The 22,390-nt window shown below is 67.7% G+C and carries 23 protein-coding genes; 7 read left to right on the forward strand and 16 right to left on the reverse strand.

Annotation, left to right across the window (positions count from 1 at the left end; translation table 11 throughout):
* Window positions 1-99 precede the first annotated feature (99 nt).
* Genes ACH0BU_RS00605 through ACH0BU_RS00640 form a run of 8 tightly spaced genes read right to left on the reverse strand, consistent with a single transcriptional unit; the run spans window position 100 to window position 5,586 of the window.
* Window positions 100-1,242, reverse strand: coding sequence for a murein hydrolase activator EnvC family protein (locus ACH0BU_RS00605; protein WP_500263482.1), 1,143 nt, complete (start codon window positions 1,240-1,242; stop codon window positions 100-102).
* Window positions 1,243-1,269: 27 nt separating this feature from the next.
* A complete protein-coding gene (locus tag ACH0BU_RS00610; RefSeq protein WP_500263674.1) occupies window positions 1,270-1,692 on the reverse strand; it encodes a 23S rRNA (pseudouridine(1915)-N(3))-methyltransferase RlmH in 423 nt (140 codons plus the stop codon).
* A 1-nt stretch (window position 1,693) separates the two neighbouring features.
* The gene (gene rsfS, locus ACH0BU_RS00615) at window positions 1,694-2,110 is read right to left on the reverse strand and encodes a ribosome silencing factor (protein WP_417158927.1); all 417 of its coding nucleotides are present in this window, start codon (window positions 2,108-2,110) and stop codon (window positions 1,694-1,696) included.
* A complete protein-coding gene (locus ACH0BU_RS00620; RefSeq protein ID WP_500263483.1) occupies window positions 2,107-2,760 on the reverse strand; it encodes a nicotinate-nucleotide adenylyltransferase in 654 nt (217 codons plus the stop codon). Before ACH0BU_RS00620 ends, rsfS begins: the two co-directional genes overlap by 4 nt.
* A gap of 15 nt (window positions 2,761-2,775) precedes the next feature.
* Entirely contained in the window at window positions 2,776-4,149 is a 1,374-nt protein-coding gene (locus ACH0BU_RS00625) for a glutamate--cysteine ligase (RefSeq protein WP_500263484.1), read from the reverse strand.
* Between the two features lie 56 nt (window positions 4,150-4,205).
* On the reverse strand, window positions 4,206-4,940 hold the full coding sequence (locus ACH0BU_RS00630) for a 16S rRNA (uracil(1498)-N(3))-methyltransferase (RefSeq protein ID WP_046406934.1): 735 nt from the start codon (window positions 4,938-4,940) through the stop codon (window positions 4,206-4,208).
* Window positions 4,937-5,113 carry a hypothetical protein gene (locus ACH0BU_RS00635; RefSeq protein WP_164518904.1) on the reverse strand — a complete coding sequence of 59 codons (177 nt, stop codon included), beginning with the start codon at window positions 5,111-5,113 and terminating at the stop codon, window positions 4,937-4,939. Before ACH0BU_RS00635 ends, ACH0BU_RS00630 begins: the two co-directional genes overlap by 4 nt.
* Window positions 5,114-5,139: 26 nt before the next feature.
* Window positions 5,140-5,586, reverse strand: coding sequence for a DUF2147 domain-containing protein (locus ACH0BU_RS00640; protein ID WP_500263485.1), 447 nt, complete (start codon window positions 5,584-5,586; stop codon window positions 5,140-5,142).
* Between the two features lie 245 nt (window positions 5,587-5,831).
* Between ACH0BU_RS00640 and ubiA the strand changes: the two genes are divergently transcribed.
* Genes ubiA through ACH0BU_RS00655 form a run of 3 tightly spaced genes read left to right on the forward strand, consistent with a single transcriptional unit; the run spans window position 5,832 to window position 8,873 of the window.
* Window positions 5,832-6,692 (forward strand): 4-hydroxybenzoate octaprenyltransferase, encoded by an 861-nt coding sequence (gene ubiA / locus ACH0BU_RS00645; RefSeq protein WP_500263675.1) that lies wholly within the window; start codon window positions 5,832-5,834, stop codon window positions 6,690-6,692.
* Window positions 6,693-6,741: 49 nt separating this feature from the next.
* Window positions 6,742-8,088, forward strand: a complete 1,347-nt coding sequence (locus tag ACH0BU_RS00650; protein WP_500263486.1) for a TldD/PmbA family protein — start codon at window positions 6,742-6,744, stop codon at window positions 8,086-8,088.
* Window positions 8,088-8,873, forward strand: a complete 786-nt coding sequence (locus ACH0BU_RS00655) for a 3'(2'),5'-bisphosphate nucleotidase CysQ (protein ID WP_500263487.1) — start codon at window positions 8,088-8,090, stop codon at window positions 8,871-8,873. The genes ACH0BU_RS00650 and ACH0BU_RS00655 overlap by 1 nt, the downstream gene beginning before the upstream one ends.
* Window positions 8,874-8,945: 72 nt before the next feature.
* Here ACH0BU_RS00655 and ACH0BU_RS00660 read toward each other — a convergent pair whose 3' ends face one another.
* The 7 genes from ACH0BU_RS00660 to ACH0BU_RS00690 form a co-directional block, all read right to left on the reverse strand.
* Window positions 8,946-9,692 carry an HAD-IIB family hydrolase gene (locus ACH0BU_RS00660; protein ID WP_500263488.1) on the reverse strand — a complete coding sequence of 249 codons (747 nt, stop codon included), beginning with the start codon at window positions 9,690-9,692 and terminating at the stop codon, window positions 8,946-8,948.
* A complete protein-coding gene (locus tag ACH0BU_RS00665) occupies window positions 9,689-10,489 on the reverse strand; it encodes a Cof-type HAD-IIB family hydrolase (protein ID WP_500263489.1) in 801 nt (266 codons plus the stop codon). The genes ACH0BU_RS00660 and ACH0BU_RS00665 overlap by 4 nt, the downstream gene beginning before the upstream one ends.
* A gap of 10 nt (window positions 10,490-10,499) precedes the next feature.
* Complete coding sequence (gene gnd / locus ACH0BU_RS00670; protein WP_331386552.1) at window positions 10,500-11,534, reverse strand: phosphogluconate dehydrogenase (NAD(+)-dependent, decarboxylating); 1,035 nt, start codon at window positions 11,532-11,534, stop codon at window positions 10,500-10,502.
* Between the two features lie 73 nt (window positions 11,535-11,607).
* The gene (tal, locus tag ACH0BU_RS00675; RefSeq protein ID WP_500263490.1) at window positions 11,608-12,732 is read right to left on the reverse strand and encodes a transaldolase; all 1,125 of its coding nucleotides are present in this window, start codon (window positions 12,730-12,732) and stop codon (window positions 11,608-11,610) included.
* 120 nt (window positions 12,733-12,852) lie between these two features.
* Window positions 12,853-14,907, reverse strand: coding sequence for a transketolase (gene tkt / locus ACH0BU_RS00680; RefSeq protein ID WP_500263491.1), 2,055 nt, complete (start codon window positions 14,905-14,907; stop codon window positions 12,853-12,855).
* Between the two features lie 66 nt (window positions 14,908-14,973).
* Window positions 14,974-15,651, reverse strand: coding sequence for a ribose-5-phosphate isomerase RpiA (rpiA, locus tag ACH0BU_RS00685; protein ID WP_500263492.1), 678 nt, complete (start codon window positions 15,649-15,651; stop codon window positions 14,974-14,976).
* A gap of 41 nt (window positions 15,652-15,692) precedes the next feature.
* Window positions 15,693-16,586, reverse strand: coding sequence for a crotonase/enoyl-CoA hydratase family protein (locus ACH0BU_RS00690; RefSeq protein ID WP_136450613.1), 894 nt, complete (start codon window positions 16,584-16,586; stop codon window positions 15,693-15,695).
* 268 nt (window positions 16,587-16,854) lie between these two features.
* Here ACH0BU_RS00690 and ACH0BU_RS00695 point away from each other — a divergent pair, with 268 nt between their 5' ends.
* The 3 genes from ACH0BU_RS00695 (at window position 16,855) to ACH0BU_RS00705 (ending at window position 19,215) form a co-directional block, all read left to right on the forward strand.
* Window positions 16,855-17,289 carry a MaoC family dehydratase gene (locus tag ACH0BU_RS00695; RefSeq protein ID WP_241212609.1) on the forward strand — a complete coding sequence of 145 codons (435 nt, stop codon included), beginning with the start codon at window positions 16,855-16,857 and terminating at the stop codon, window positions 17,287-17,289.
* Window positions 17,290-17,374: 85 nt separating this feature from the next.
* Window positions 17,375-18,553, forward strand: a complete 1,179-nt coding sequence (locus ACH0BU_RS00700) for an acetyl-CoA C-acyltransferase (RefSeq protein ID WP_500263493.1) — start codon at window positions 17,375-17,377, stop codon at window positions 18,551-18,553.
* 185 nt (window positions 18,554-18,738) lie between these two features.
* Complete coding sequence (locus tag ACH0BU_RS00705; RefSeq protein ID WP_046406963.1) at window positions 18,739-19,215, forward strand: pyridoxamine 5'-phosphate oxidase family protein; 477 nt, start codon at window positions 18,739-18,741, stop codon at window positions 19,213-19,215.
* 48 nt (window positions 19,216-19,263) lie between these two features.
* Here ACH0BU_RS00705 and ACH0BU_RS00710 read toward each other — a convergent pair whose 3' ends face one another.
* Window positions 19,264-20,481 carry a polyhydroxyalkanoate depolymerase gene (locus tag ACH0BU_RS00710; protein ID WP_500263494.1) on the reverse strand — a complete coding sequence of 406 codons (1,218 nt, stop codon included), beginning with the start codon at window positions 20,479-20,481 and terminating at the stop codon, window positions 19,264-19,266.
* A 130-nt stretch (window positions 20,482-20,611) separates the two neighbouring features.
* Between ACH0BU_RS00710 and ACH0BU_RS00715 the strand changes: the two genes are divergently transcribed.
* Window positions 20,612-22,390 (forward strand): ABC transporter transmembrane domain-containing protein, encoded by a 1,779-nt coding sequence (locus ACH0BU_RS00715; RefSeq protein ID WP_500263495.1) that lies wholly within the window; start codon window positions 20,612-20,614, stop codon window positions 22,388-22,390.

Genomic DNA, 22,390 nt, shown 5'->3' on the forward strand with positions numbered 1-22,390 from the left:
TTTAGCGGCTTTCACGCCGGCGAGCAAAGCACCCTGGCAGCTTAATGGAGGCTGAGCATCGCGCGGCATCACGCGGGGATGTCGGGCGATTTTCAGCGATCAATCGAGCAGCGCCGTGATGTCGACTGGCTGGCCGCGTCGCCGCAGCTCGACGGTGATCTGCGGCGTCGGCGCGGTGCGCGGCGCGCGGCCGATCGCCTGCCCCGCCGCGACATTGCTGCCGCGCTTCACGCCGGCACTGCCCAGCCCGGTCACCAGCGTATTCCAGCCGGCGCCGTGATCGATCACCACGATCGTGCCGAAGCGGCGGAACGGGCGGGCGAAGACCACCTGTCCGGCCGCCGGCGCGACCACCGCCGCGCCGCGCGGCACCGCCAGCGTCAGCCCGCGGGCGCGCACGCCATTTTCGGAGACCTCGCCAAGCCCGGTCACCAGCGTGCCGGCGACCGGCAGGCGATAGGCGGCGGAGCGGGCCGGTGGTGACGGGCTTGCGGCGGGTGCAGCTGGTGGCGGGGGTAAGGCGGCGAGCGTGCCGAGCGTGGCGCGCGTCTCGCCGATCGCAGCCATGCGATCGATGATGTCGCGCGCCTCCTCCCCCATCGCGATGGCGCGATCGGACTGGATCAAGGCGTCGCGATTATATTGCAACGCCGCCGCCGCGTGGCGCGCGCGCAGGGCGGCGAGTTGCTGCCGTTCCCCGACCAGCGCGGTGCGGCTCTGGTCGAGCGCGGTGGTGGCGAGCGTCGCGTCGGCGCGCAGCTTTCGCGTGTCGGCAAGATCGGTGCGTAGCGCGGCCGTGTCTCGGCGCACCGCCGGCAAGGTGCTGCCCAGCACCGCGCGGACATGGACCAGATCGCTGACCGAGCCGGGCTGGACGATGGCCGCCGCCGCGGGACGGCGCGCGAGCGAGGCAAGCGCGGCGACGAGCCGGGCGACCGGCTGCTGCCGCTCCCCCAATTCCGCGCGCTGGCGGGCGAGCAGCGCCTCCACCAGCGCGAGCCGGGCGCGGGCGGCGGCGACATCCGCCTCCGCGCGGCGAATGCGGGCGGCGACGGCCTTTTCCTCCGCCTGGGCACGGGCGACGGCATCCTGCTGCTGCCCGGCGCGCCGCTCCAGATCGCGGGCGCGGGCGGCGGCGCGGGCCGCCTCCTGCTTCGCTTGCGTCAGCCGGCGGCGTTCGACCGCAATCGGATCGGGCGCGCTGGTGGCGCTGGCGAGCAGCATCGCCGCCCCCACGAGCATCGCTGTCTCCCCCATCCGCATCGGCGGTCAGCCTTCGCGATGATAAGGGTGATTGGCAAGGATGGAGGTGGCGCGGAACAATTGTTCGGCTAGCATCGCGCGCGCCATCATGTGCGGCCAGGTGGCGCGGCCGAAGGACAGGAGCAGGTCCGCCCCCTCGCGCTCGGCATCGCCGAAACCGTCGGCGGCGCCGATCATGAAGCGCGCCTCCCGCACGCCATCGTCGCGCCAGCGTTCGAGCTGGCGCGCGAATTCGACCGAGGACAGGACCTTGCCGGTTTCGTCGAGCACGACGCGGCGCGTGGCGGCGGGAACATCGGGGATCTTGCCGCCGCGATCGGGAAGCTCCGTCACGCGCGTCGGCCAGGCGATCCGCTTCAGATAGCGGTCGACCAGCTCGGATTCGGGCGAGCGCCCGATCCGTCCGCGCGCAACGATGTGGAGCAGCAGGTCAGGCGTTCCCGGGGGATGCCTGATCCGTCGGCGTCGGGGACGGCGCGTCGCCGAACGACCACATGCGCTCCAGATTGTAGAAGGAACGGACCTCGGGGCGGAACAGGTGGACGATCACGTCGCCGGCGTCGATCAGCACCCAATCCGCGGTGGGCAGCCCCTCGATCCGCGGGGAGCGGCCGGTGTCGCGCTTGATCTTCTCGGCCAGCTTGGTCGCCATCGAGGCGACCTGACGCGTGGAGCGGCCGCTGGCGACCACCATGTGATCGGCAATCGACGACTTCCCCGCGAGCGGGATCGAGATGGTGTCGACGGCCTGATCATCGTCCAGGCTGTCGAGGACAAGCTTATGCAATGCCGCGACGCTGTCAGCGTCAGGGGATCGATAGGCGTTGGCGGAAGCGGGCAAGTTCACTCCTGGGTGAAAGGTTTGGCTGCTGATATGGGGAGCGCATAGCGCCGATGCCAGGCAGGATCTGCGGCGCGCAGCTGCGTCGCGGAGGTCGGGTCAGGGCGGAAACGTAGCAGCACCAGGGCTGGCACACTCCACTCGGTCCAGTTCTTCGCCTGGCGTGCGGGCCTCTGGAAGCGCCGCAGCCAACCCGTCGCGGGTGCCGCGAGGGCAGCAGCATCATATCCTGGCCGGGCGATAACTGCAATCGGAACCGTCCGGGCGATGCGGCGCCAGTCGCGCCAGCGGTGGAATTGCCCGAGATTGTCCGCGCCCATCAGCCAGATGAAACGATGCCGCGGGTAGCGGCGCACCAATGCGGCGAGCGTGTCGACGGTGTAGCGGGTGCCGAGCCGCGCCTCGATATCGGTCGGGCGGATACGCGCGGCCCGCGCGACGCGGCGGGCGGAGGCGAGCCGCGCAGGCAGCGGCGCCATGCCGGTGGCCGGCTTCAGCGGATTGCCGGGCGAGACCAGCCACCAGACCTCGTCAAGGTCGAGCGCATTGATCGCGGCGAGGCTGATCCGCCGGTGCCCCTTGTGCGCGGGGTTGAACGAGCCGCCGAGGAGGCCGATGCGGCGCGGGGTCCGGCGCGAAGGACGGCCGTCAGCCACGTCGGGAAGTCCCGATCAGAAGCTCTGCTCCTCATAGACCTTCGACACGTCGCCGCCCCATGCGCCGTTGTAGCGATCGAGCAGCTGCTGCGCGGGGACCTTGCCGGTGCGCACGATGTCGCGCAGCGGATCGAGGAAGCCGGTTTCATTGTCGCCTGAGGAGTTGAGCCGTGCGCGGGCAGCGAGGCCGGCATTGGCGATGTCGAGCACCTCGGCGGCGATATCGCGCAGCGTGCCGCGCCCGGCGACAGGGGCGTCGAGGCCGAGCCGGGGCACCGAATCGCGCAGCGCCTGACGTGCCTCCATCGACCAGTGCTTCACGAGGTCCCAGGCAGCGTCGAGCGCGCCCTGATCGTAGAGCAGGCCGACCCATAGCGCGGGGAGCGCGCAGATGCGGTTCCACGGCCCGCCATCGGCGCCGCGCATCTCAAGGAAGGTCTTGAGCCGGACCTCGGGAAAGGCGGTGGAAAGGTGATCGTTCCAGTCGTCGAGCGTCGGCAGCTCGCCGGGAAGGACGGACAGCTCGCCCTTCAGGAAATCGCGGAAGCTGAGCCCGGCCGCGTCGATATATTTGCCGTCGCGGTAGACGAAGTACATCGGCACATCGAGCATATAGTCGGCGTAGCGTTCGTAGCCGAAGCCGTCCTCGAACACGAAGGGCAGCATGCCGGTGCGCGCCGGATCGGTGTCCGACCAGATATGGCTGCGGTAGCTGAGATAGCCGTTGGGCTTTCCTTCGGTGAAGGGCGAGTTGGCGAACAGCGCGGTGGCGAGCGGCTGGAGCGCGAGGCCGACGCGGAATTTCTGCACCATGTCCGCCTCGCTCGCATAGTCGAGGTTCACCTGAATCGTGCAGGTGCGCAGCATCATGTCGAGCCCCATCGTGCCGACGCGCGGCATGTGGCGAAGCATGATGGCGTAGCGGCCCTTGGGCATGATCGGCAGTTCGGCGCGGGTCTTGTCCGGCCACATGCCAAGGCCGAGGAAGCCGATGCCCAGCTTGTCCCCCGCCGCCTTCACCTGATCGAGATGGCGGCCGGTTTCGGCGCAGGTCTGGTGCAGATTGTCGAGCGGGGCGCCGGAAAGCTCGAACTGCCCGGCGGGTTCCAGGCTGACCGATCCGTCGGCGCCGGTCAGCGCGATGATCTTTCCCCCCTCCTCGACCGGCTTCCAGCCATATTGCTGCAATTCGGTGAGCAGCGCGCGAATACCCGAGGGCTCGTCCCAGCTGGGGGCATGATGATCGGCGCGTGAATAGACGAACTTTTCGTGTTCGGTGCCGATCCGCCAGCGATCCTTCGTCTTCTCGCCCTTCGCAAAACTGGCGATCAGCTGGTCACGCGACTCGATCAGCGGCGAGTTGCTATCCGAAACGGTCTTCGTCGTCATGGCGCGGCCTTAAAGGGGCTTTGTGACGGCCGCTAGGTGTTTCGCCAAGACGGCGTTCACCAGTCGCCGGCGACCGCCATCCATACCGCGATCGCAGCGGCCGCGGCGGTGTCGGCACGCAGGATACGCGGCCCGAGCCCCATCCCGACGGCCTGTGGCAGCGCGCGGATCGCGGCGCGCTCGTCATCGTCGAAGCCGCCCTCCGGGCCGATCAGGATCGCCGCCGGACCGGGGCGGATCGCGTCGCGCGCGGCGACGCCGCCCAGCTCGTCGGCGAAATAGAGCGCGCGGTCGGCCGGCCAGTCGCGCAGCAGCGCGGGGAGCTTCACGGCCTCCGCCACCTGCGGCAGCGCAGTGCGGCCGCATTGCTCGGCCGCCTCGATCATATGCGCGCGCAGGCGATCGAGGTTGAGCTTGTCCACCACCGTGCGGCGGGTGATGACGGGGACGTAGCGCGCGACGCCCAGCTCGCACGCCTTTTCCGCCATCCAGTCGACCCGGCCCTTCTTCAGCGGCGCGGCGACCAGCCACAGGTCGGGCACCGCCTCACGCACGGCAAGCTGCTCAGTGATGTCGAGCGTGAGGTCGCGCTTGCCAGCCGCGGCGACGATCGCGAGCCATTCGCCGGTCACGTCATCGAACAATCGCACCGGATCGCCGGGCTTCACGCGCATCACGCCGGCGAGATAATGCGCCGCCGGCCCGTCGACCTGTACCGGGCCGATGCCGAGCGGGCGATCAAGGAAGAGGCGCGGGGTGGAGCGCGGTGGCCAGGCAGGAGTAGCGATCATCGGCCCGCGCCCTTACGGCGCCCCCGCCCGATCATCCAGCGTGCGAGAAGAAACAGGACCAGCCCGGCGAGCGCGACCAGCAATACGACCCCAGTGATCACCCCGGCGACGCGCAGGATGGCGTAGAACAACGCTTCGACGAAGCGGCCGACAGCAACGGACAGATGAATCATGCGGCGCGCTTCACCCGATCAGTCGATCATTTCTGTGCGCCGGCGACGCGCCGCCACGTCTGCGACTTGCAGGCGAAATTGGCGAACAGGCACCCCTTGCCGACGATCGTGTCGCGATCGACCTGATCAATGGTCCCGTCGAATTCCTGACCGATGTCCGGCACATAAACGCGGCCGTACCACAATCCGTCGTCGCCGCGGCGAAAACCGCTGAATAATTCCGTGCCGACCAACTGCAGCGTGCCGCCGGCGGCGGCATCCGCCTTCGCCTTCGTGCTCGCCTGCACCACTGTTCCGCACAGCTGGCCACCGCACGGTGCGACGCGGATGCGCACGCTGTCGCTGTCGTTACGCCAGATGCCGTCGAGGCCGGACTTTCCCTGTGCCATCGCCGGCCCCGCCGCAGTCGTCGTCGCCAGCACCATGGCACCAGCCGCCAGCGTCATCATGCGTGCAAGAGTGTGATCGGGCATCCTGATCGTCCTGTGTTACATCCACCGGGGCACAACGCATGCCGCCAAGCGTCGGCCCCGCGGCGGCGGTGCGCGACGCCGAGCACAGCGGGATCGCTTGCAGGCCCGGACGGCTCTGCGCTGCTCCTGCCACAGGGCTGTGGCGAAACCGCGGCAGCGGGGGTAGTCAGTCGGCCGTGACCAGCGCTCCCCACCCCCGCCCCGCCGAGATCACCCCCGACAGCGAGCACCGCGGCCTGATCGCGATGCTGCCCGCCAGCGTGCGGCCCTATGCCCTGCTCGCCCGGTTCGACCGGCCGATCGGCTGGTGGCTGCTGTTCTGGCCGGGCGCATGGGGCGTCGCGCTGGCCGGCGAGGCAGTGAACCGCTGGACCCTGATCCTGTGGCTGCTGATCGGCAGCATCGCGATGCGCGGCGCGGGATGCGTGTACAACGACATCGTCGATCGCGACCTCGACGCGAGCGTCGCCCGGACCCGTTCGCGCCCGGTGGCGTCGGGCGCGGTATCGGTAAAGGCCGCCTTTGCCTGGCTGGGCGTGCTGAGCCTGATCGGGCTGGTCGTGCTGCTGCAGTTGCGGCTGGACACCGCCCTCGTCTCGATCGCCAGCCTCGCGCTGGTCGCCGGCTACCCCTTCATGAAGCGGATCACCTGGTGGCCGCAGGCGTGGCTGGGGCTGGTGTTCTCCTGGGCCGCGCTGGTGGGATGGATGGAGGCGTGGGGATCGCTGACCGCGCCGGGGCTGCTGCTGTACGCCGGCGGCATCTTCTGGGTGATCGGCTATGACACGATCTACGCGCTTCAGGACCGCGAGGATGATGCGCTGATCGGCGTGCGATCGTCCGCGCTGCGGATGGGGCAGCATGTCCGCGCGGGCACCGCACTCTGCTACGCGCTGGCGCTGCTCTTGTGGGCGGGCGCGCTGTGGCTGCGCCGGCCCGACCCGCTGGTGCTGGCCGCGCTGCTGCCGATGGCGGCGCACCTTGGCTGGCAGGTGGCGACCCTTCGCCCCGATGATGGCGCTGGCGCGCTGGCGCGATTCCGCGCCAACCGCTTCGCCGGCCTGTTGATGTTCCTGGCCTGTCTGGTCGTGGGAACGCCGCTCTGACGCGGGTTCACCCTAGCAACGGGCGGTGCGGCCGCCTAAGTCGCGTGCCATGCTGACTTCCGCCCAGGCGCAGGATCGCGCCGCCGATATCGTCGCCCGTGCCGTTGCCGCGGGCGTGGACGCCGCCGATGCGGTGTTTGCCGCCGACGCCTCCAACGACATTTCCGTCCGGCTCGGCAAGCTGGAGGATGTCGGCCGGTCCGAGAGCGAAGACCTGGGGCTGCGCGTGTTCATCGGGCAGCGATCGGCGAGCGTGTCTACCTCCGACCTGTCGCCGGCCGCGCTCGACGCGTTGGTCGAGCGGGCGGTGGCGATGGCGCGTGAGGCGCCGGAGGATCAATGGGCGGGGCTCGCCCCCGAGGCGCGGCTGATGCGCGGCACGGCCCCGCTGCTCGACCTCGACGATCAGGAGGAGGTTTCCCCGGCGACACTGCGCGACATGGCGATGCGCGCCGAGGAAGCCGCGCTGGCCGTCGCCGGCGTAACCAACAGCGAGGGCGGCGGCGCGAGCGCATCGCGCAGCGTGTGGGCGCTGGCGACCAGCCACGGCTTTGCCGGCAGCTATTCCACCTCCGCCTATGGCCTGTCCGCCAGCGTGATCGCCGGCGAAGGCGGCGGGATGCAGCGCGACTATGGCTTTCACTCGGCGCGGCACCGCAGCCGGCTGGAAAGCCCCGAGGACGTCGGCAAGCGCGCCGGCGAGCGCGCGGTGGCGCGGCTCAACCCCGGCCGGATCGAGAGCGCGTCGATGCCGGTGGTCTATGATCCGCGCGTCGGCGCCGGGCTGCTCGGCCATCTGACCAGTGCGATCGCGGGCCAGTCGATCACGCGGCGCACGTCGTTCCTGCTCGATTCGCTCGGCGCCAAGGTGTTCGCGGATGGCGTGACGATCTCCGACGATCCGCATCGCCCGCACGGGCTGCGTTCGCGGCCGTTCGACGGCGAGGGGCTGCCGGTGTCGCCGTGCGACATCATCAACAATGGCGTGCTGGAAACCTGGCTGCTCGACAGCGCGAGCGCGCGGCAGCTTGGGCTGGAGCCGACCGGCCATGCCGCGCGCGGCGTCGGCGGCGCGCCGGGGGTGACGACGAGCAACCTTTATATGCATGCGGGCCATGTGCCGGTCGAAACGCTGATCGGCGACATCCAGCGCGGCGTCTATGTGATCGAGTTGATCGGTCAGGGCGTCAACTCGGTGACCGGCGACTATAGCCGCGGCGCGGCAGGCTTCCTGATCGAGGACGGGCGGATCACGCGGCCAGTCGCGGAGTTCACCATCGCCGGTAATCTGAAGGACATGTTCCTGAACCTGACCCCGGCCACCGACCTTGAGTTCCGCTATGGCACCAACGTGCCGACGGTTCGCATCGACGGGATGACGGTCGCCGGAGGGTGATGCCGCCGCTGCACGACCTGACGGCCGCGATTGCCGGCATCACGCGCGAGGCGGGGGCGCTGGCGATGGCGCAGTTCCGCACCGATTTCGCGCGGTGGGAAAAGGAAGCGGGCAGCCCGGTGTGCGAGGTGGACCTGGCGGTCGACACGATGCTGCGCGAGCGGCTGAGTGCGCTGTTGCCCGACGCGGGATGGCTGTCGGAGGAAACCGCCGACAGCCCGGAGCGCCTGCAGCGCCGCCGGATCTGGGTGGTCGATCCGATCGACGGCACGCGCGACTATATCCGCGGGCGGACCGGCTGGGCGGTGTCGGTGGCGCTGGTCGAGGACGGGCGTGCGGTGGTCGGCGTGCTCGATGCGCCGGCGCGCGGCGAATTGTGGCAGGCGGCGGCGGGGTGCGGCGCGACGCTGAACCAGCGGCCGATCACTGCCAGCCAGCGCACCGACTTTGCCGGGTCGCGCGTGCCGACCGATGCGCTGCCCAAGGCGGACCGCGATCTTGCCATGGTGGAAAAGCCCAATTCGATCGCGCTGCGCATGGCGATGGTGGCGGACGACCGCGCCGATCTGGTCGCGACCCTGCGCTGGGGCAATGAATGGGACATCGCCGCCGCCGCGCTGATCGCGCAGGAGGCGGGCGGCTGCGTCACCGATGCGCTGGGCGGCGCACTGGTGTTCAACAAGCCCGACCCTCAGGCGTTCGGCGTCATCACCAGCAGCCAGGGGATCCACAAGGCGGCGATCGAGCGGCTGTCCGGGCGGGCGAAGGCAGTGCTGACGCGCTGAGCGGCGCTGGCCGCAAGAATAAGGAGCCGCCAGCGGTGCCGACAGCCCCCCTCTCCTGTTTCGAACCGGTGCCTATTTCTGGCAGGCGACGATCGCGGCGATGACGCTGAGCGTTTCCTGCGGATCGCGCACGCGAACGGTATCGAGCCCCAGTTCCTTCGCCGGATAATCATTGCCGCCGGGGAAGATCGCGTCGCCGATGAACATCATTGCGTCGAGCGGGATGCCGCTTTCGTCGCGCAGGCGCTTCAGCCCGTACGCCTTGTCGACCCCCTCCTGCGTGATGTCGATCGAGGTGGCGCCGCCCATGTTGATCGAGAGGCCCGGCAAACGCTTCTTGAGGTCGGCCTGGATCACCTTGCGCTTGGCGAAATCGGGATCCCAGCTCTCCTTGGCGTTGATCGGCGCCTGCTGGCCGAGCGCGGAGAAGGTGATCTGGCTGCCGCGATCCTCGATCCGCTCGCCCCACGTCTGCTCGGGGACGAAGCCGGTCGCCTCCAGCGCCTCGTCGAAGGCGGTCAGGATCTTCTTCTTTTGATCGTCGGTGAAGAGTTCGGCATAGACCGAGCCCCACTGACCGTCGCGGAAGGTGTAGAGCTTCGTGCCGGTGGTCGGCATCAGCCAGAGGCGCGCGCGATCGGCATTCTCCGGAAGCTGGCTGGCGACCTGCTTGTCGAACTGCGGCCAGTCGCCGCCCGAGATCACGGCCACATGCGCGACCGTGAGCAATTTGGCCAGCGCCGCCGCCATGTCGGGCTGGATCGCCTGCTTGCTCTCGGCCAGCGTGCCATCAAGATCAAAGGCAACGAGTTGCTTCACATCATTCTCCCCAGGATGAAACGGTCGATGGCGTGTGCGACGCCATCCTCATTATTGGCAATGGTGACGTCGCCTGCCCTGGCCTTCACCTCGTCGGTGGCATTGCCCATAGCGATGGCGCGATTGGCGCGGGCGAACATCGGCAGGTCGTTGGCCTGATCCCCGATCACGATGGTGCGCGTCAGCGGGAAGCCAAGCGCGTCGGCGAGCATGGTGACACCGTCGCCCTTGTTGGCGCGCGTCGCGGTGATATCGAGATAATAGCTCTGCGACTTGGCGATCGTTGCCTGGTCGCCGAACTCTGCCTGGAGCGAATCGCGGAACGTGTCGAGCGCCGCATGGTCGTCGCTGACAAAGGTGATCTTGTCGGCATGATCGAGCAGATCGTCGAAGCCGGCGCAGATCACCGGTTCCTGATTGGAGGACACCCGCTCACTGGCGACGTGCGGATTGTCAACGCTGGTCGCGTACCATTGGTCGCCGGCGAACACCCAGATGTCGACGGCGCGCTCATGGGCCTGCGCCACCGCGGCGCGAGCCACCGCGACGTCGATCCGGTGATGGCACAGGATCTCCCCGCCGCGGCGGAAGATCGTGCCGCCGTTGAAGGCGCCCATCGGTACGTCGAGCGCGAGGGCCTCGGCGATCGGCGCAATGCCCGACATGGGCCGGGCGCTGATGATGGTGAAGCCGAAGCCGGCATCCTGCAGCCGGCGCACCGCAGCGATCGTGCCGGACGTGAGCTGCTTGGCGGTGTCGACGAGCGTGCCGTCGACATCGCTGACGAGGAGCATCATCGGGCGCGGCTCACTGCGGGATTTCGACGTGGCCGCCAAAGCCGAAGCGCATCGCGGAAAGAAGCTTGTCGCCGTACATGTCGTCGATGCGGCTGCGATAACGGGCGAACAGCGCCGTGGTCAGCACAGCTACCGGTGTCGCCTGTTCCATCGCGGCATCGATCGTCCAGCGCCCCTCACCCGAATCGGCGACATTGCCCGAGAAGTTCGACAGCGTCTGGTCCTGCGCCAGCGCCGAGGCGGTGAGATCGAGCAGCCAGGAGGAGATGACCGAGCCACGGCGCCATACCTCGGAAATCTCGGCCAGGTTGAACTCGAAGCGTTCGTCCTCGGGCAGATGCTTCACATTGCGGCCCCACAGGACGTCGAAGCCCTCCGCATAAGCCTGCATGAGGCCATATTCGATGCCGTTGTGCACCATCTTCACGAAATGGCCCGCGCCGGCGCGGCCGGCGTGGATGTAGCCCTTTTCCGCGCGCGGGTCGCAATCCTCGGAGCGGTTGGGGGTGCGCGACACGCTGCCGACGCCAGGTGCGAGCGTGTCGAAGATCGGATCGAGCAGGTCGACGGTTTCCTTGTCGCCGCCAATCATCATGCAATAGCCGCGCTCCAGCCCCCAGACGCCGCCCGAGGTACCGACGTCGACGTAATGGACGCCCTTTTCGGCGAGCGCCTTGGCGCGGCGCACGTCATCCTTCCAGAAGGTGTTGCCGCCATCGATGATGATGTCGCCCTCCGCGCAGGTGTCGCCGCACAGCGCCTGGATCGTCTCCTCGGTCGGCGCACCGGCGGGCAGCATCACCCAGAAGATCGCCGGCTTGTCGAGCTTGTCGCGGACATCATCAAGCGAGGTGGCGGTGATCGCACCTTCGCCGCCGAGCGCGGACACAGCCTCGGCATTGCGATCCCACACGACCACTTCATGCCCGCCGCGCATCAGCCGACGCGCGATGTTACCGCCCATCCGGCCGAGGCCGATGATGCCGATCTTCATACCTATTGGCTCCACGTGATTGCCGTTACGGCCCCGCCCGCCCCCCGACATGCGCAACGACGTGGCATGTCAGAAGGCCGGCAGAGCGCGAACGGAGGAACGGGGGGTTCCGTTCCGCGAGCGATCACGCGTCGGCGGGGTGCTTTGCCTCGATCGAGCCGAGCAGATCGTCGAACGACTTGCTGAACGAGGCCACGCCCTCCTCCACCAGCCGCTCGGTGACGCCCGGCAGGTCGAGCCCGAGGCGGTCGGCATCGGCCAGCACCTTGCGCGCGCCGTCCAGATCCTCGGTCAGCGTCACGCGCGCCGTGCCGCGCTCGCGATAGGCGTCGAGCGTCTTGGGCGGCATGGTGTTGACCGTGTCGGGGCCGATCAGCGTGTCGACGTACAGCGTGTCGGGATAGTCGGGGTTCTTGGTACCCGTCGACGCCCACAGCAGCCGCTGCGGCTGGGCGCCCTTGGCGGCCAGCGCCTGCCAGCGGTCGGAGGCGATGAAATCCTGATACCAGGCATAAGCGAGCTTCGCATTGGCGATCGCCACCTTGCCCTTCAGCGCCTTGGCCTCGTCGGCGGTGGCGCCGCCCTTCTCGATCAGCGCGTCGATCTTCTTGTCGATCTCCGCATCGATGCGGCTGATGAAGAAGCTGGCGACGCTGGCGATGCGATCGATCGGCTCACCGCGCGAGACGCGCAGTTCGAGACCCTCGACATAAGCGAGCGCCACCGCCTGGTAGGATTCCTGCGAGAACAGCAACGTCACGTTGACGTTGATGCCATTGGCAATCGTCGCGGCAATCGCCGGCACGCCGGCCGGGGTGCCGGGGATCTTGATCATCAGGTTCGGCCGGTCGACGGCGGCCCAAAGCTTCTGCGCCTCGGCAATGGTGCCGTCGGTGTCATTGGCGAGATAGGGCGAGACCTCCAGGCTGACATAGCCGTCCTTGCCGTTCAGCCGGTCATAGACGGGGCGCAGCGTCTCGGCCGCCGCCTTGATGTCCTGGATCGCGAGATGTTCGTAGCGGTCCATCGCCGACGCGCCGGGATTGGCCTTGTCGAACGCGGCGAGCGTCTGGTCATAGGCCGTGCCCTCACCCATCGCCTTCTGGAAGATGGTGGGGTTGGAAGTGACGCCGGTGACGCCGTCCTCGTCGACCAGCTTCTGCAGGCCGCCAGCCTCCAGGAACTTGCGGTCGACGAAATCGAGCCACACCGCCTGGCCGGCACCTGCGAGATCGTTGAGCTTGCCCATCAGTCCTGTCTCCGTCCGTTCGTGTCGAGCGAAGTCGGGACACGTTGGCGTGAATGTCGCCTGCCCGTCCGGCCCCGACCCTCGACTTCGCTCGGACCGGACGGGCTCGTTACCCTAGAGTTAGGCAGCCATGACCTCTTTCGCCACCTTCACGACATTGTCGGTGGTGAAACCATATTGGTCGGCGAGCTTGGCGATCGGGGCCGAGGCGCCGAAGGTCGACATGGTGATCGTGCGGCCCTTCAGCCCGACGTAGCGGTCCCAGCCGATCTCGCCGCCCATTTCGATCGCGACACGCGCAGTGACCGCGGCGGGCAGCACGCTTTCCTTATAGGCGTCGGACTGCTGCTCGTAGCGGAACCAGCTGGGCATCGAGACGACGCGGCTCTTCTTGCCCTCGGCAATCAGCTTCTCATGCGCCTCGAGCGCGAGGTTCACTTCGCTGCCGGTGGCGATGAGGATCACGTCGGGCGTGCCGTCGCAATCGGCGAGCACGTAGCCGCCCTGACGCACGCCGTCGGCGCTGGCATATTTGCTGCGATCGATCGTCGGCAGCGCCTGGCGCGAGAGGACCAGCGCGGCCGGCTGCTTGTGGTTTTCGATGATCACGCGCCACGCGACAGCGACCTCGTTGGCGTCGGCCGGGCGGAAGGCATCGAGGCCGGGCGTCGCGCGCAGCATGACGAGCTGCTCAATCGGCTGGTGCGTCGGGCCATCCTCGCCCACGCCGATCGAATCGTGCGTGAACACCCACACCGCGCCGAGCTCCATCAGCGCCGACAGGCGGACCGGCGGGCGCATGTAATCAAGGAACACGAAGAAGGTGCTGCCGTAGGACCGCAGCCCCGACAGCGCCATGCCGTTGACGATCGCGCCCATGCCATGTTCGCGCACGCCGAAGTGGAAGTTGCGGCCGGCGTAATTGCTCGCCTCGAACGATGCCTCGCCCTTGATGTCGGTCTTGGTCGAGGGCGCGAGATCGGCCGAGCCGCCGATCAGCCACGGCATCTTCTTGGCGATGGCGTTCAGCACCTTGCCGCTCGAATCGCGGCTGGCGAGGCCCTTGGCATCGGCCTCGAAGGTCGGGATGTCGACATCCCAGCCCTCCGGCAGCGTGCCGCCGAGGATGGCGTCGACTTCCTTGGCGAGATCCGGATGCGCCTCGCGATACTTGGCGAGGCTTGCCTCCCACGCCTCGCGCAGCGGGGCGCTGCGCTCGACCATCGCGCCCTCAAAGCCTTCCTGCACGCCCTCGGGCACGTAGAAGCTCTTGTCCTCGGGCCAGCCATAGGCCTGCTTGGTGAGGCGGACATTCTCTTCGCCCAGCGCCTCGCCATGCGCCTTTTCGCTGCCGGCGCGCGGCGAGCCCCAGCCGATGATCGAATGGACGATGATCAGCGTCGGCTTGTCGGTGGTGGCGCGGAACTGCTCGAACGCCTTGGTCAGCGCGGCGACGTCATTGGCGTCGTCGACGTGGATGACGTTCCAGCCGTACGCCTGGAAGCGCATGCCGACGTCCTCGTCGAACGCGAGGTCGGTGTCGCCTTCGATCGAGATGTTGTTGCTGTCGTAGATCCAGCACAGGTTGGAGAGCTTCAGATGGCCGGCGAGGCTGGCCGCCTCGGCCGCGACGCCCTCCATGAGATCGCCGTCGCCGCACAGCGAATAGACGTCATGGTCGAACAGGGTGAAGCCGGGCTGGTTGTACCGCGCCGCCATCCAGCGCTCGGCGATCGCCATGCCGACCGAATTGCCGCAGCCTTGGCCGAGCGGGCCGGTGGTCGTCTCGACACCCACGGTGTGACTGTATTCGGGGTGACCCGGCGTCTTGGAGCCGAGCTGGCGGAAGGCCTTGATATCGTCGAGGCTGACGGCGGGGGCGCCATCGGGCTGCTTCACGCCGGCCAGGTGCAGCAGCGAATAGAGCAGCATCGAGGCATGGCCGACCGAGAGCACGAAGCGATCGCGGTTGGCCCAGTGCGGATGCGCGGGATCATAGCGCAGGAACTTGGTCCACAGCGTGTGGCCGACCGGCGCCAGCGCCATCGGCGTGCCGGGGTGGCCGGAGTTCGCCGCCTGCACCGCGTCCATCGACAAGGTGCGGATGGTGTCGATCGCCAGGCGGTCGGACGAGCCGTCCTCATGAACGTTCGCGGGATTGGCGGTGTCGGTCATCGGGGGCCCTCGCTGAATGGGTATCGAACGCCCGGGCAAGTGCCCGGTTGCCGAGTCGCGGCCCCTCTAGTCGCTCCGTCCGCCGCGTTCCAGTCGCGCAACGACGCCATCGGTGGCGATATAGGCGGCATCCACCTCATCGAGGAACAGGCCGTGGCCCAGCACGCCGGGGATTTTGTCGATCATGCGCGCGAGGACGCGGGGGTCGGGCATGGGCGCAAAGCGGCAGTCGGCGACGAGGTTGCCATTGTCGCTGCGATAGTCCGGCCGCACCGTGACGATGGCGCCCAGCGTTGAAAGCTGCGCGGTGACGAAGCTGCGTGCGAAGGGGAGGATTTCGACGGGGAGCTTTGCCGCGCCAATCGCCGGCACGCGCTTCGACCCGTCGGCGATCACCACGAATCGGCGGGCCGCCGCGGCGACCGCCTTTTCGCGCAGCATCGCGCCGCCGGCGCCCTTGATCGCCCACATGCGGTCGTCGATCTCGTCCGTGCCGTCGATGGCAAGATCGATCGTGGCGTAATCGGCAAAGTCGCTGACGGTGATGCCGACCGCAATGGCGGCGCGGACGGTCGCCTCGCTGGTCGCGACGGTCAGGACGCGCAGCCCCCGCGCGACGCGCGCGCCGAGCGCGCCAATGGCAAAGGCCGCAGTGGAGCCGGTGCCAAGGCCCACGACCATGCCGTCGCGCACCTCGGCCACCGCCGCCTCCGCGGCCAGCCGCTTGTCATCCTCGACACTCATACCGCATCATAGCGCGGCATGAGGCCGAGGGACCCTGCGATTTAGCCGTACTTCTGCTCCTCCCACCAAGGGAAGAAGTCCGGCATGTTGGACGACACCTTGTCCGGGTACACGGGGGTGCGCTTTTCGAGGAAGGAAGTGACGCCTTCCTTCGCGTCGCCCGAGCGGCCGCGCGAGAGGATCGCGCGGCTGTCGACCTTGTGCGCGTCCATCGGATGCTGGAAGCCGAGCCCGCGCCACAGCATCTGGCGGGTAAGCGCGACCGAGACGGGCGCAGTATTATCGGCGATCTCGCGCGCAAGCGCGTTGGCAACGGCGAGCAGCTCGTCACCCGGCACCACCTGCTTCACCAGGCCGCCATCGAGCGCCTCCTGCGCGCCGAACACCCGGCCGGTGTAGCACCATTCGAGCGCCTGGCTGATGCCGACCACGCGCGGGAGGAAGAAGCTGGACGCGGCCTCCGGCACGATGCCGCGGCGGGCGAAGACGAAGCCGAAGCGCGCCGAGTCGCTGGCGATGCGGATGTCCATCGGCAGCTGCATGGTCGAGCCGACGCCGACCGCCGCGCCGTTCACCGCGGCGATCACCGGCTTCAGACATTCGAAGATGCGCAGCGTCAAGCGCCCGCCGCCGTCGCGCGCCTCTTCCATCTCATAGGTGAGGCCGCCCTGCCCGCTGCCCTTGTCGGGGCGATCGGTGCGCTTGTCATAATCGAACGTCTTGGCGCCGGCCGACAGATCGGCGCCGGCACAGAAGGCGCGGCCCGCGCCCGTCACGATGACGCAGCGCACGTCATCGTCAGCGTCGATCTGATCGAAGGCGTCGATCATCTCGGCCATCATCGTGCCGGTGAACGCATTGAGCTTTTCCGGGCGGTTGAGCGTGATCGTCGCCACCCCGTCCTTCACGTCATAGATGATCTGCTCGTAAGCCAAGCTGCCTCTCCTTTGTCGCGCCGCCCCTCCGGCAGCTGTCTTTACCACCATAACATTATTTATGGTGGCGCGCGCAAGGCGGCTGCGGGGGCGGGGTGCCGTAAGGGCAATTTCGAAGATGGGGTTCGTCCGGTTGCCCTGCTGCCGCGGCGAATTTCCAGCTTCCGGTCGACAAGACTTGCGGGCGCGCAGGCCAAAAGACTAGAGGAGTGCTGCACCCGCGAACGGGATGAGGAAGCCAAGGGGAGTCTTCGTGAACGCAGACGAGATGAAGGCCGCGATCGGCAAGGAAAGCGTGTCCGAATGGGTCGAAGTGACCCAGGAGATGATCAACAAGTTCGCCGACGCGACCGGCGATCACCAGTTCATCCACATCGACCCGGAACGCGCCAAGCAGACGCCGTTCGGCACGACCATCGCGCACGGATTTCTGACACTGTCGCTCTTGCCGCTGCTGTCGGCGAAGAACCCCGGCATGCCGCGGCTCGACGGTGTGAAGATGGGCGTCAACTATGGCGGCAACAAAGTCCGCTTCCTCGCCCCCGTCCCGTCGGGATCGCGCGTGCGCGGCCGTTCCAAGCTGACCGAGTTCGATGAAAAGCGTCCCGGCCAGTATCAGTTCACCACCGAGACCACGATCGAGATCGAGGGCAGCGAAAAGCCCGCGATGATCGCCGAGTGGATCACGCAAGTCTTCACCTGATATCGTTTCAACCGCCGCCCTCCCCGGGGAGCGCCGCCCGCATCAGCGGGCGGACCGGCACTTTCTACTACCAAGGATCCTGAACATGCGCTCCGCCGTCATCGTTTCCACCGCCCGCACGCCGATCGGCCGTGCCTATCGCGGCGCTTTCAACAACACGCTGTCGCCGACCCTCGCCAGCCATGCGCTCAAGGCCGCTGTCGAGCGCGCCAAGATCGACGGCGCCGAAGTGCAGGACGTGGTGATGGGCGCCGCGCTGCAGCAGGGTGCGCAGGCAACCAACATCGCGCGCACCTCGCTGCTGCGTGCCGGCCTGCCGGTGTCGGTGTCGGGCATGTCGCTCGACCGCCAGTGCGCGTCGGGCCTGATGGCGATCGCCACCGCCGCCAAGCAGATCATGGTCGACAACATGGACGTCACCATCGGCGCCGGCGTCGACAGCATCAGCATCGTCCAGACGCCGCAGATGCGCGTGCAGCCCGACCCCGAGCTGGTCGCGATGCACAAGGACATCTACATGCCGATGCTGCAGACCGCCGAGGTGGTGGCCAAGCGTTATGGCATCAGCCGCGACGCGCAGGACGAATATGGCTTCCAGTCGCAGCAGCGCACCGCCGCCGCGCAGGCCGCCGGCAAGTTCGATGACGAGATCATCCCCGTCACTGCGAACATGGCGGTCGTCGACAAGGAGACCAAGGAAGTCTCCTACAAGGAAGTGACGCTGGCGAAGGACGAGGGCAATCGTCCCGACACCACGCTGGAGGGCCTGAAGTCGCTGAAGCCGGTGCTTGGCCCCGATCTCAACATCACCGCCGGCAATGCCTCGCAGCTGTCGGACGGCGCATCGGCCAGCGTGCTGATGGAAGAGAAGCTGGCCGAGAAGAAGGGCCTGACTCCGCTGGGCCGCTATGTCGGCATGGCCGTTGCCGGCACCGAGCCGGACGAGATGGGCATCGGCCCGGTCTTTGCGATCCCGAAGCTGCTCGAGCGCTTCAACCTGAAGATGGACGACATCGGCCTGTGGGAGCTGAACGAGGCGTTTGCGGTGCAGGTGCTGTACTGCCGTGACAAGCTGGGCATTCCCGACGAGCTGCTGAACGTCAACGGCGGCGCGATCTCGATCGGCCACCCGTATGGCATGTCGGGCGCGCGCATGACCGGCCACGCGCTGATCGAAGGCAAGCGTCGCGGCGCGAAGTACGTCGTCGTCACGATGTGCGTCGGCGGCGGCATGGGCGCAGCGGGCCTGTTCGAAGTCCTGTAATGCCCGGCGTCGGAGCGGCGCCCGCGGGGTGTCGCCCGGGGCGCCACGATCACTGATCAACAGAAGCCCCGGCCGCGCGAGCGACCGGGGCTTTTGCGTGACCCACCCTGCGTTGCCTCAGGTCGCGCGCAACCAACCTTTGCGCGCCACGTTCTTCGGCTTGATCCAAAGCAGGAGAGAGTCGCATGGCCGATAAGGACAGTCCGCAGGAAGTCGCCGAAACGTTCCTCAAGAAGCTTGAGGACAGCCCCTATGTGATGATCGGCCTGATGGACGGCCAGCATTCCGAGCCGATGAGCGTCAAGCTGGACGATGCGCAGCCCAACACGCTGTTCATCTTTTCCGCGCACGACAATCGCATCGCCAAGGGTGGCGAGGCCATGGCGCAGTTCGTCGGCAAGGGGCATGATTTCTTTGCCTGCCTCGCCGGTCGCGTATCGCAGGAAACCGACCAGGCGACGTTCGACAGATTGTGGGACAATCAGGTCGAGGCCTGGTTCCCGAACGGCAAGGCCGACGCCCGGCTCAACCGGTTCGACATCACCTCTGCCGAGCTGTGGGAAACCGACGTGTCGATCAGCGGCCGGCTGAAGATGCTGTTCGGCGGCACGATCAATTCCGCCGAATCCTCGAGCCACGCGAAGGTCGGCTCGGTCGGCTAACCGAAGGCGGGGCGGCTGCGGTCGCCCCTTCCCTTCTTCGCCGCGCCGTCAGTCGTGCGCGGCGATCCACTCCTCAACCACCGGCGCGATCCGGTCTCGCCATTTCGATCCGTTGAAGATGCCGTAATGGCCGACGCCCTCGGCCATGTAATAGCGCTTCTTCTCCGCGGGCAGCGACGTGGCGATCGTCAGCGCCGCCCGTGTCTGACCCAGCCCCGAGATATCGTCGCGCTCACCCTCGATCGCCAGAATGCCGATGTCGGTGATCGCTGCGGGATCGACGGTACGGCCGCGGTGCGTCATCACGCCGCGCGGCAGGGCATGGGCCTGGAACACCTGGTCGATCGTCTGCAGATAATATTCCGCCGTCATGTCGCAGACCGACCGATATTCGTCGTAGAATTCCTTGGTCGCGTCGGCGCTTTCTCCGTCACCGCGGACGAGATGTTTGAACATCTCCCAATGGCTCATCATGTGATTGCCAAGGTTCATCGTCATGAAGCCGGTGAGCTGAAGGAAACCCGGATAGACCCGCCGGCCGGCGCCGGGATAGCTATTCGGCACGGTGGCGATGACATTCTGTTCGAACCAGGCGTGCGGCCGTTCGGTAGCGAGCGTGTTCACCGCGGTCGGCGCCTCGCGCGTGTCGATCGGGCCGCCCATCATGGTCAGCGTGCGCGGGCGGCACGGGTGATCGTCCGCGCTCATCATGCACGCGGCGGCGTAGCTGGGCACCGATGGCTGGCACACGGCCAGCATGTGCGCGCCGGGACCGATCTTCTCCAGGAAGGCGACCAGATAGTCGACATAATCGTCGAGATCGAAGCTGCCATGTTCGACCGGGACCATCTTCGCATCGCGCCAGTCGGTGATGTAGACGTCGGCAAAGGGCAGCATCCGTTCGACCGTGCCGCGTAGCAAGGTCGCGAAATGGCCCGACATGGGGGCGACGATCAGCAGCCGCGGGCCACCCTCCACGCCTTCGCGCACGAACCGCTTCAGTTGCCCGAACGGCAGGCGCAGCACGACTTCCTCGCGCACCGGCACGTCGCGACCGTCGATGATCGTGTGATCGAGACCGAATGCCGGCTTGCCGCGCGCAGCCGCAGCATGGGCGAACACCTCAAGCGCCGACGCCATGACCTGCCCGCCACCGAAATAGGCGAATGGGTTTGCCGGGTTCTGCAGCATTCCGGCGCCAAGATTGGCCATTGCACTGGCCCCGGCGAGCAGCGACCGCTGGAACTCATAGGCATCGTAGAGCATCGGGTATCCTCAAACGCAACGATCGCGCCGCCACCATATAGCGATTGTGCAAGCGCACAACGAACCATTGATCCGATTGGACGCGATGGTGGCCGTTGAGCCACACCGGCCCGGCTGCTAGGTGGCGCGGATGGCCAGCAAAGCGTCGGTGGAGCCGCAACCAACCCGCCGGATCGGCAACCTTGCCCTCGTGTGGCAGCACGCGAAGCGTTACCCGCTGCAGATCGCCGCCGCCTGGACGGCGCTGGCGGTGACCTCGGCGGCGACGATCGCGATTCCCTACAGCTTCAAGCGGATCATCGACCGCGGCTTCGCGGCGGATGGCGGCGCCGCGGTGGCAGGCGCGTTCCATTATATGCTGATGATCGTCGCGGTGCTGGCGATCGGTACAGCGATCCGCTTCTACTTCGTCTCCTGGCTGGGCGAGCGGGTGGTGGCGGATATCCGCGAGACGGTGCAGCGGCATCTGCTGAGCCTGAGCCCGCGCTTCTTCGAGGAGAACCGCCCCTCCGAAATCGCCTCGCGCATGACGGCGGATACCGCGCAGATCGAAATGGTGGTCGGCACGACCGTGTCGGTGGCGCTGCGCAATGCCTTCACCGGGGTCGGCGGGCTGATCTATTTGTTCGCGATCTCGCCCAAGCTGGCGGGGTTGCTTTGCCTTGGCATACCGCTGGTGATCCTGCCGATCATGCTGCTGGGGCGGCGGGTGCGGACCTATTCGCGCACCTCGCAGGACCGGGTCGCCGATGTCGGTGCGATGGTGACCGAGACGCTGGGCGCCATGAAGATCGTGCAGGCGTTCGGGCAGGAGCAGCGCGAGGCCGCGCGCTTCACCGGCGCGGTCGAGGCGACCATGGTGGCGGCGCAGAAGCGTATCATGCTGCGCGCGATCATGACCGCGATCGTCATCGCGCTGGTGTTTGGATCGATCACGCTGGTCCTGTGGGAAGGCGCGACCGATGTTGCCGCGGGGCGCATCTCGGGCGGGTCGATCGCTGCCTTCGTGCTGACCGGCGGGATCGTCGCCGGCGCATTCGGGGCGTTGACCGAGGTCTATGGCGAATTGCTGCGTGGTGCCGGGGCCGCCGGGCGGCTCGCGGAATTGCTGTCGGAGCAATCGGAGATTGCGGCGCCGGCCCGGCCCGAGCCGCTACCGCAACCGCCGCAGGGCGCCGTTGCGTTCGAACATGTCGAGTTCCGCTATCCCACGCGGCCCGACACCGCGGCGCTGCATGATTTTTCGCTGGCGATTGCACCGGGCGAGACGGTGGCGCTGGTCGGCCCCTCGGGCGCCGGCAAGACGACCTTGTTCCAGCTGCTACAGCGATTCTACGATCCCGCCGCCGGCCGCCTGACGATCGATGGCGTCGACCTGCGCGATGCCGATCCCGCCGCGATCCGCGCCCGTATTGCCATGGTGCCGCAGGAGACGGTGATCTTCGGCGCCTCGGCACGCGACAACCTGCGCTATGGCCGGTGGGACGCGAGCGACGAGGAATTGTGGGCCGCGGCGGACGCAGCCAATGCGTCGGCGTTCTTGCGCGACCTGCCGGAGGGGCTCGACACCTTCCTGGGTGAAGGCGGGGCGCGGTTGTCGGGCGGGCAGCGGCAGCGCGTCGCGATCGCCCGCGCGCTGCTGCGCGATGCCCCGATCCTGCTGCTCGACGAGGCGACCAGCGCGCTGGACGCCGAAAGCGAGCGGCTGGTGCAGGAGGCGCTGGAGCGGCTGATGGCGGATCGCACCACTTTGGTCATTGCCCATCGACTCGCCACCGTGCGCGCGGCCAATCGCATCGTGGTGATGGACGGCGGGCGTATCGTCGAGCAGGGCAATCATGCCACGCTGATGGCGCGCAGCGGGTTGTATGCACGCCTCGCGAGCCTTCAGTTCAGTGAAGCGGCATAG

The sequence above is a fragment of the Sphingomonas olei genome, assembly GCF_045369765.1.
Classification (GTDB): domain Bacteria; phylum Pseudomonadota; class Alphaproteobacteria; order Sphingomonadales; family Sphingomonadaceae; genus Sphingomonas; species Sphingomonas panaciterrae.

Bases quoted from the DNA above. Each gene is read 5' to 3' on its own strand.
- ACH0BU_RS00605 (WP_500263482.1), bottom strand. From the start codon at position 1,242: ATGCTCGTGGGGGCGGCGATGCTGCTCGCCAGCGCCACCAGCGCGCCC.
- ACH0BU_RS00625 (WP_500263484.1), bottom strand. From the start codon at position 4,149: ATGACGACGAAGACCGTTTCGGATAGCAACTCGCCGCTGATCGAGTCG.
- ACH0BU_RS00630 (WP_046406934.1), bottom strand. From the start codon at position 4,940: ATGATCGCTACTCCTGCCTGGCCACCGCGCTCCACCCCGCGCCTCTTC.
- ACH0BU_RS00635 (WP_164518904.1), bottom strand. From the start codon at position 5,113: ATGATTCATCTGTCCGTTGCTGTCGGCCGCTTCGTCGAAGCGTTGTTC.
- ACH0BU_RS00640 (WP_500263485.1), bottom strand. From the start codon at position 5,586: ATGCCCGATCACACTCTTGCACGCATGATGACGCTGGCGGCTGGTGCC.
- ubiA (WP_500263675.1), top strand. From the start codon at position 5,832: ATGCTGCCCGCCAGCGTGCGGCCCTATGCCCTGCTCGCCCGGTTCGAC.
- ACH0BU_RS00650 (WP_500263486.1), top strand. From the start codon at position 6,742: ATGCTGACTTCCGCCCAGGCGCAGGATCGCGCCGCCGATATCGTCGCC.
- ACH0BU_RS00655 (WP_500263487.1), top strand. From the start codon at position 8,088: ATGCCGCCGCTGCACGACCTGACGGCCGCGATTGCCGGCATCACGCGC.
- ACH0BU_RS00665 (WP_500263489.1), bottom strand. From the start codon at position 10,489: ATGATGCTCCTCGTCAGCGATGTCGACGGCACGCTCGTCGACACCGCC.
- gnd (WP_331386552.1), bottom strand. From the start codon at position 11,534: ATGTCGGGGGGCGGGCGGGGCCGTAACGGCAATCACGTGGAGCCAATA.
- tal (WP_500263490.1), bottom strand. From the start codon at position 12,732: ATGGGCAAGCTCAACGATCTCGCAGGTGCCGGCCAGGCGGTGTGGCTC.
- tkt (WP_500263491.1), bottom strand. From the start codon at position 14,907: ATGACCGACACCGCCAATCCCGCGAACGTTCATGAGGACGGCTCGTCC.
- rpiA (WP_500263492.1), bottom strand. From the start codon at position 15,651: ATGAGTGTCGAGGATGACAAGCGGCTGGCCGCGGAGGCGGCGGTGGCC.
- ACH0BU_RS00695 (WP_241212609.1), top strand. From the start codon at position 16,855: ATGAAGGCCGCGATCGGCAAGGAAAGCGTGTCCGAATGGGTCGAAGTG.
- ACH0BU_RS00700 (WP_500263493.1), top strand. From the start codon at position 17,375: ATGCGCTCCGCCGTCATCGTTTCCACCGCCCGCACGCCGATCGGCCGT.
- ACH0BU_RS00705 (WP_046406963.1), top strand. From the start codon at position 18,739: ATGGCCGATAAGGACAGTCCGCAGGAAGTCGCCGAAACGTTCCTCAAG.
- ACH0BU_RS00710 (WP_500263494.1), bottom strand. From the start codon at position 20,481: ATGCTCTACGATGCCTATGAGTTCCAGCGGTCGCTGCTCGCCGGGGCC.
- ACH0BU_RS00715 (WP_500263495.1), top strand. From the start codon at position 20,612: ATGGCCAGCAAAGCGTCGGTGGAGCCGCAACCAACCCGCCGGATCGGC.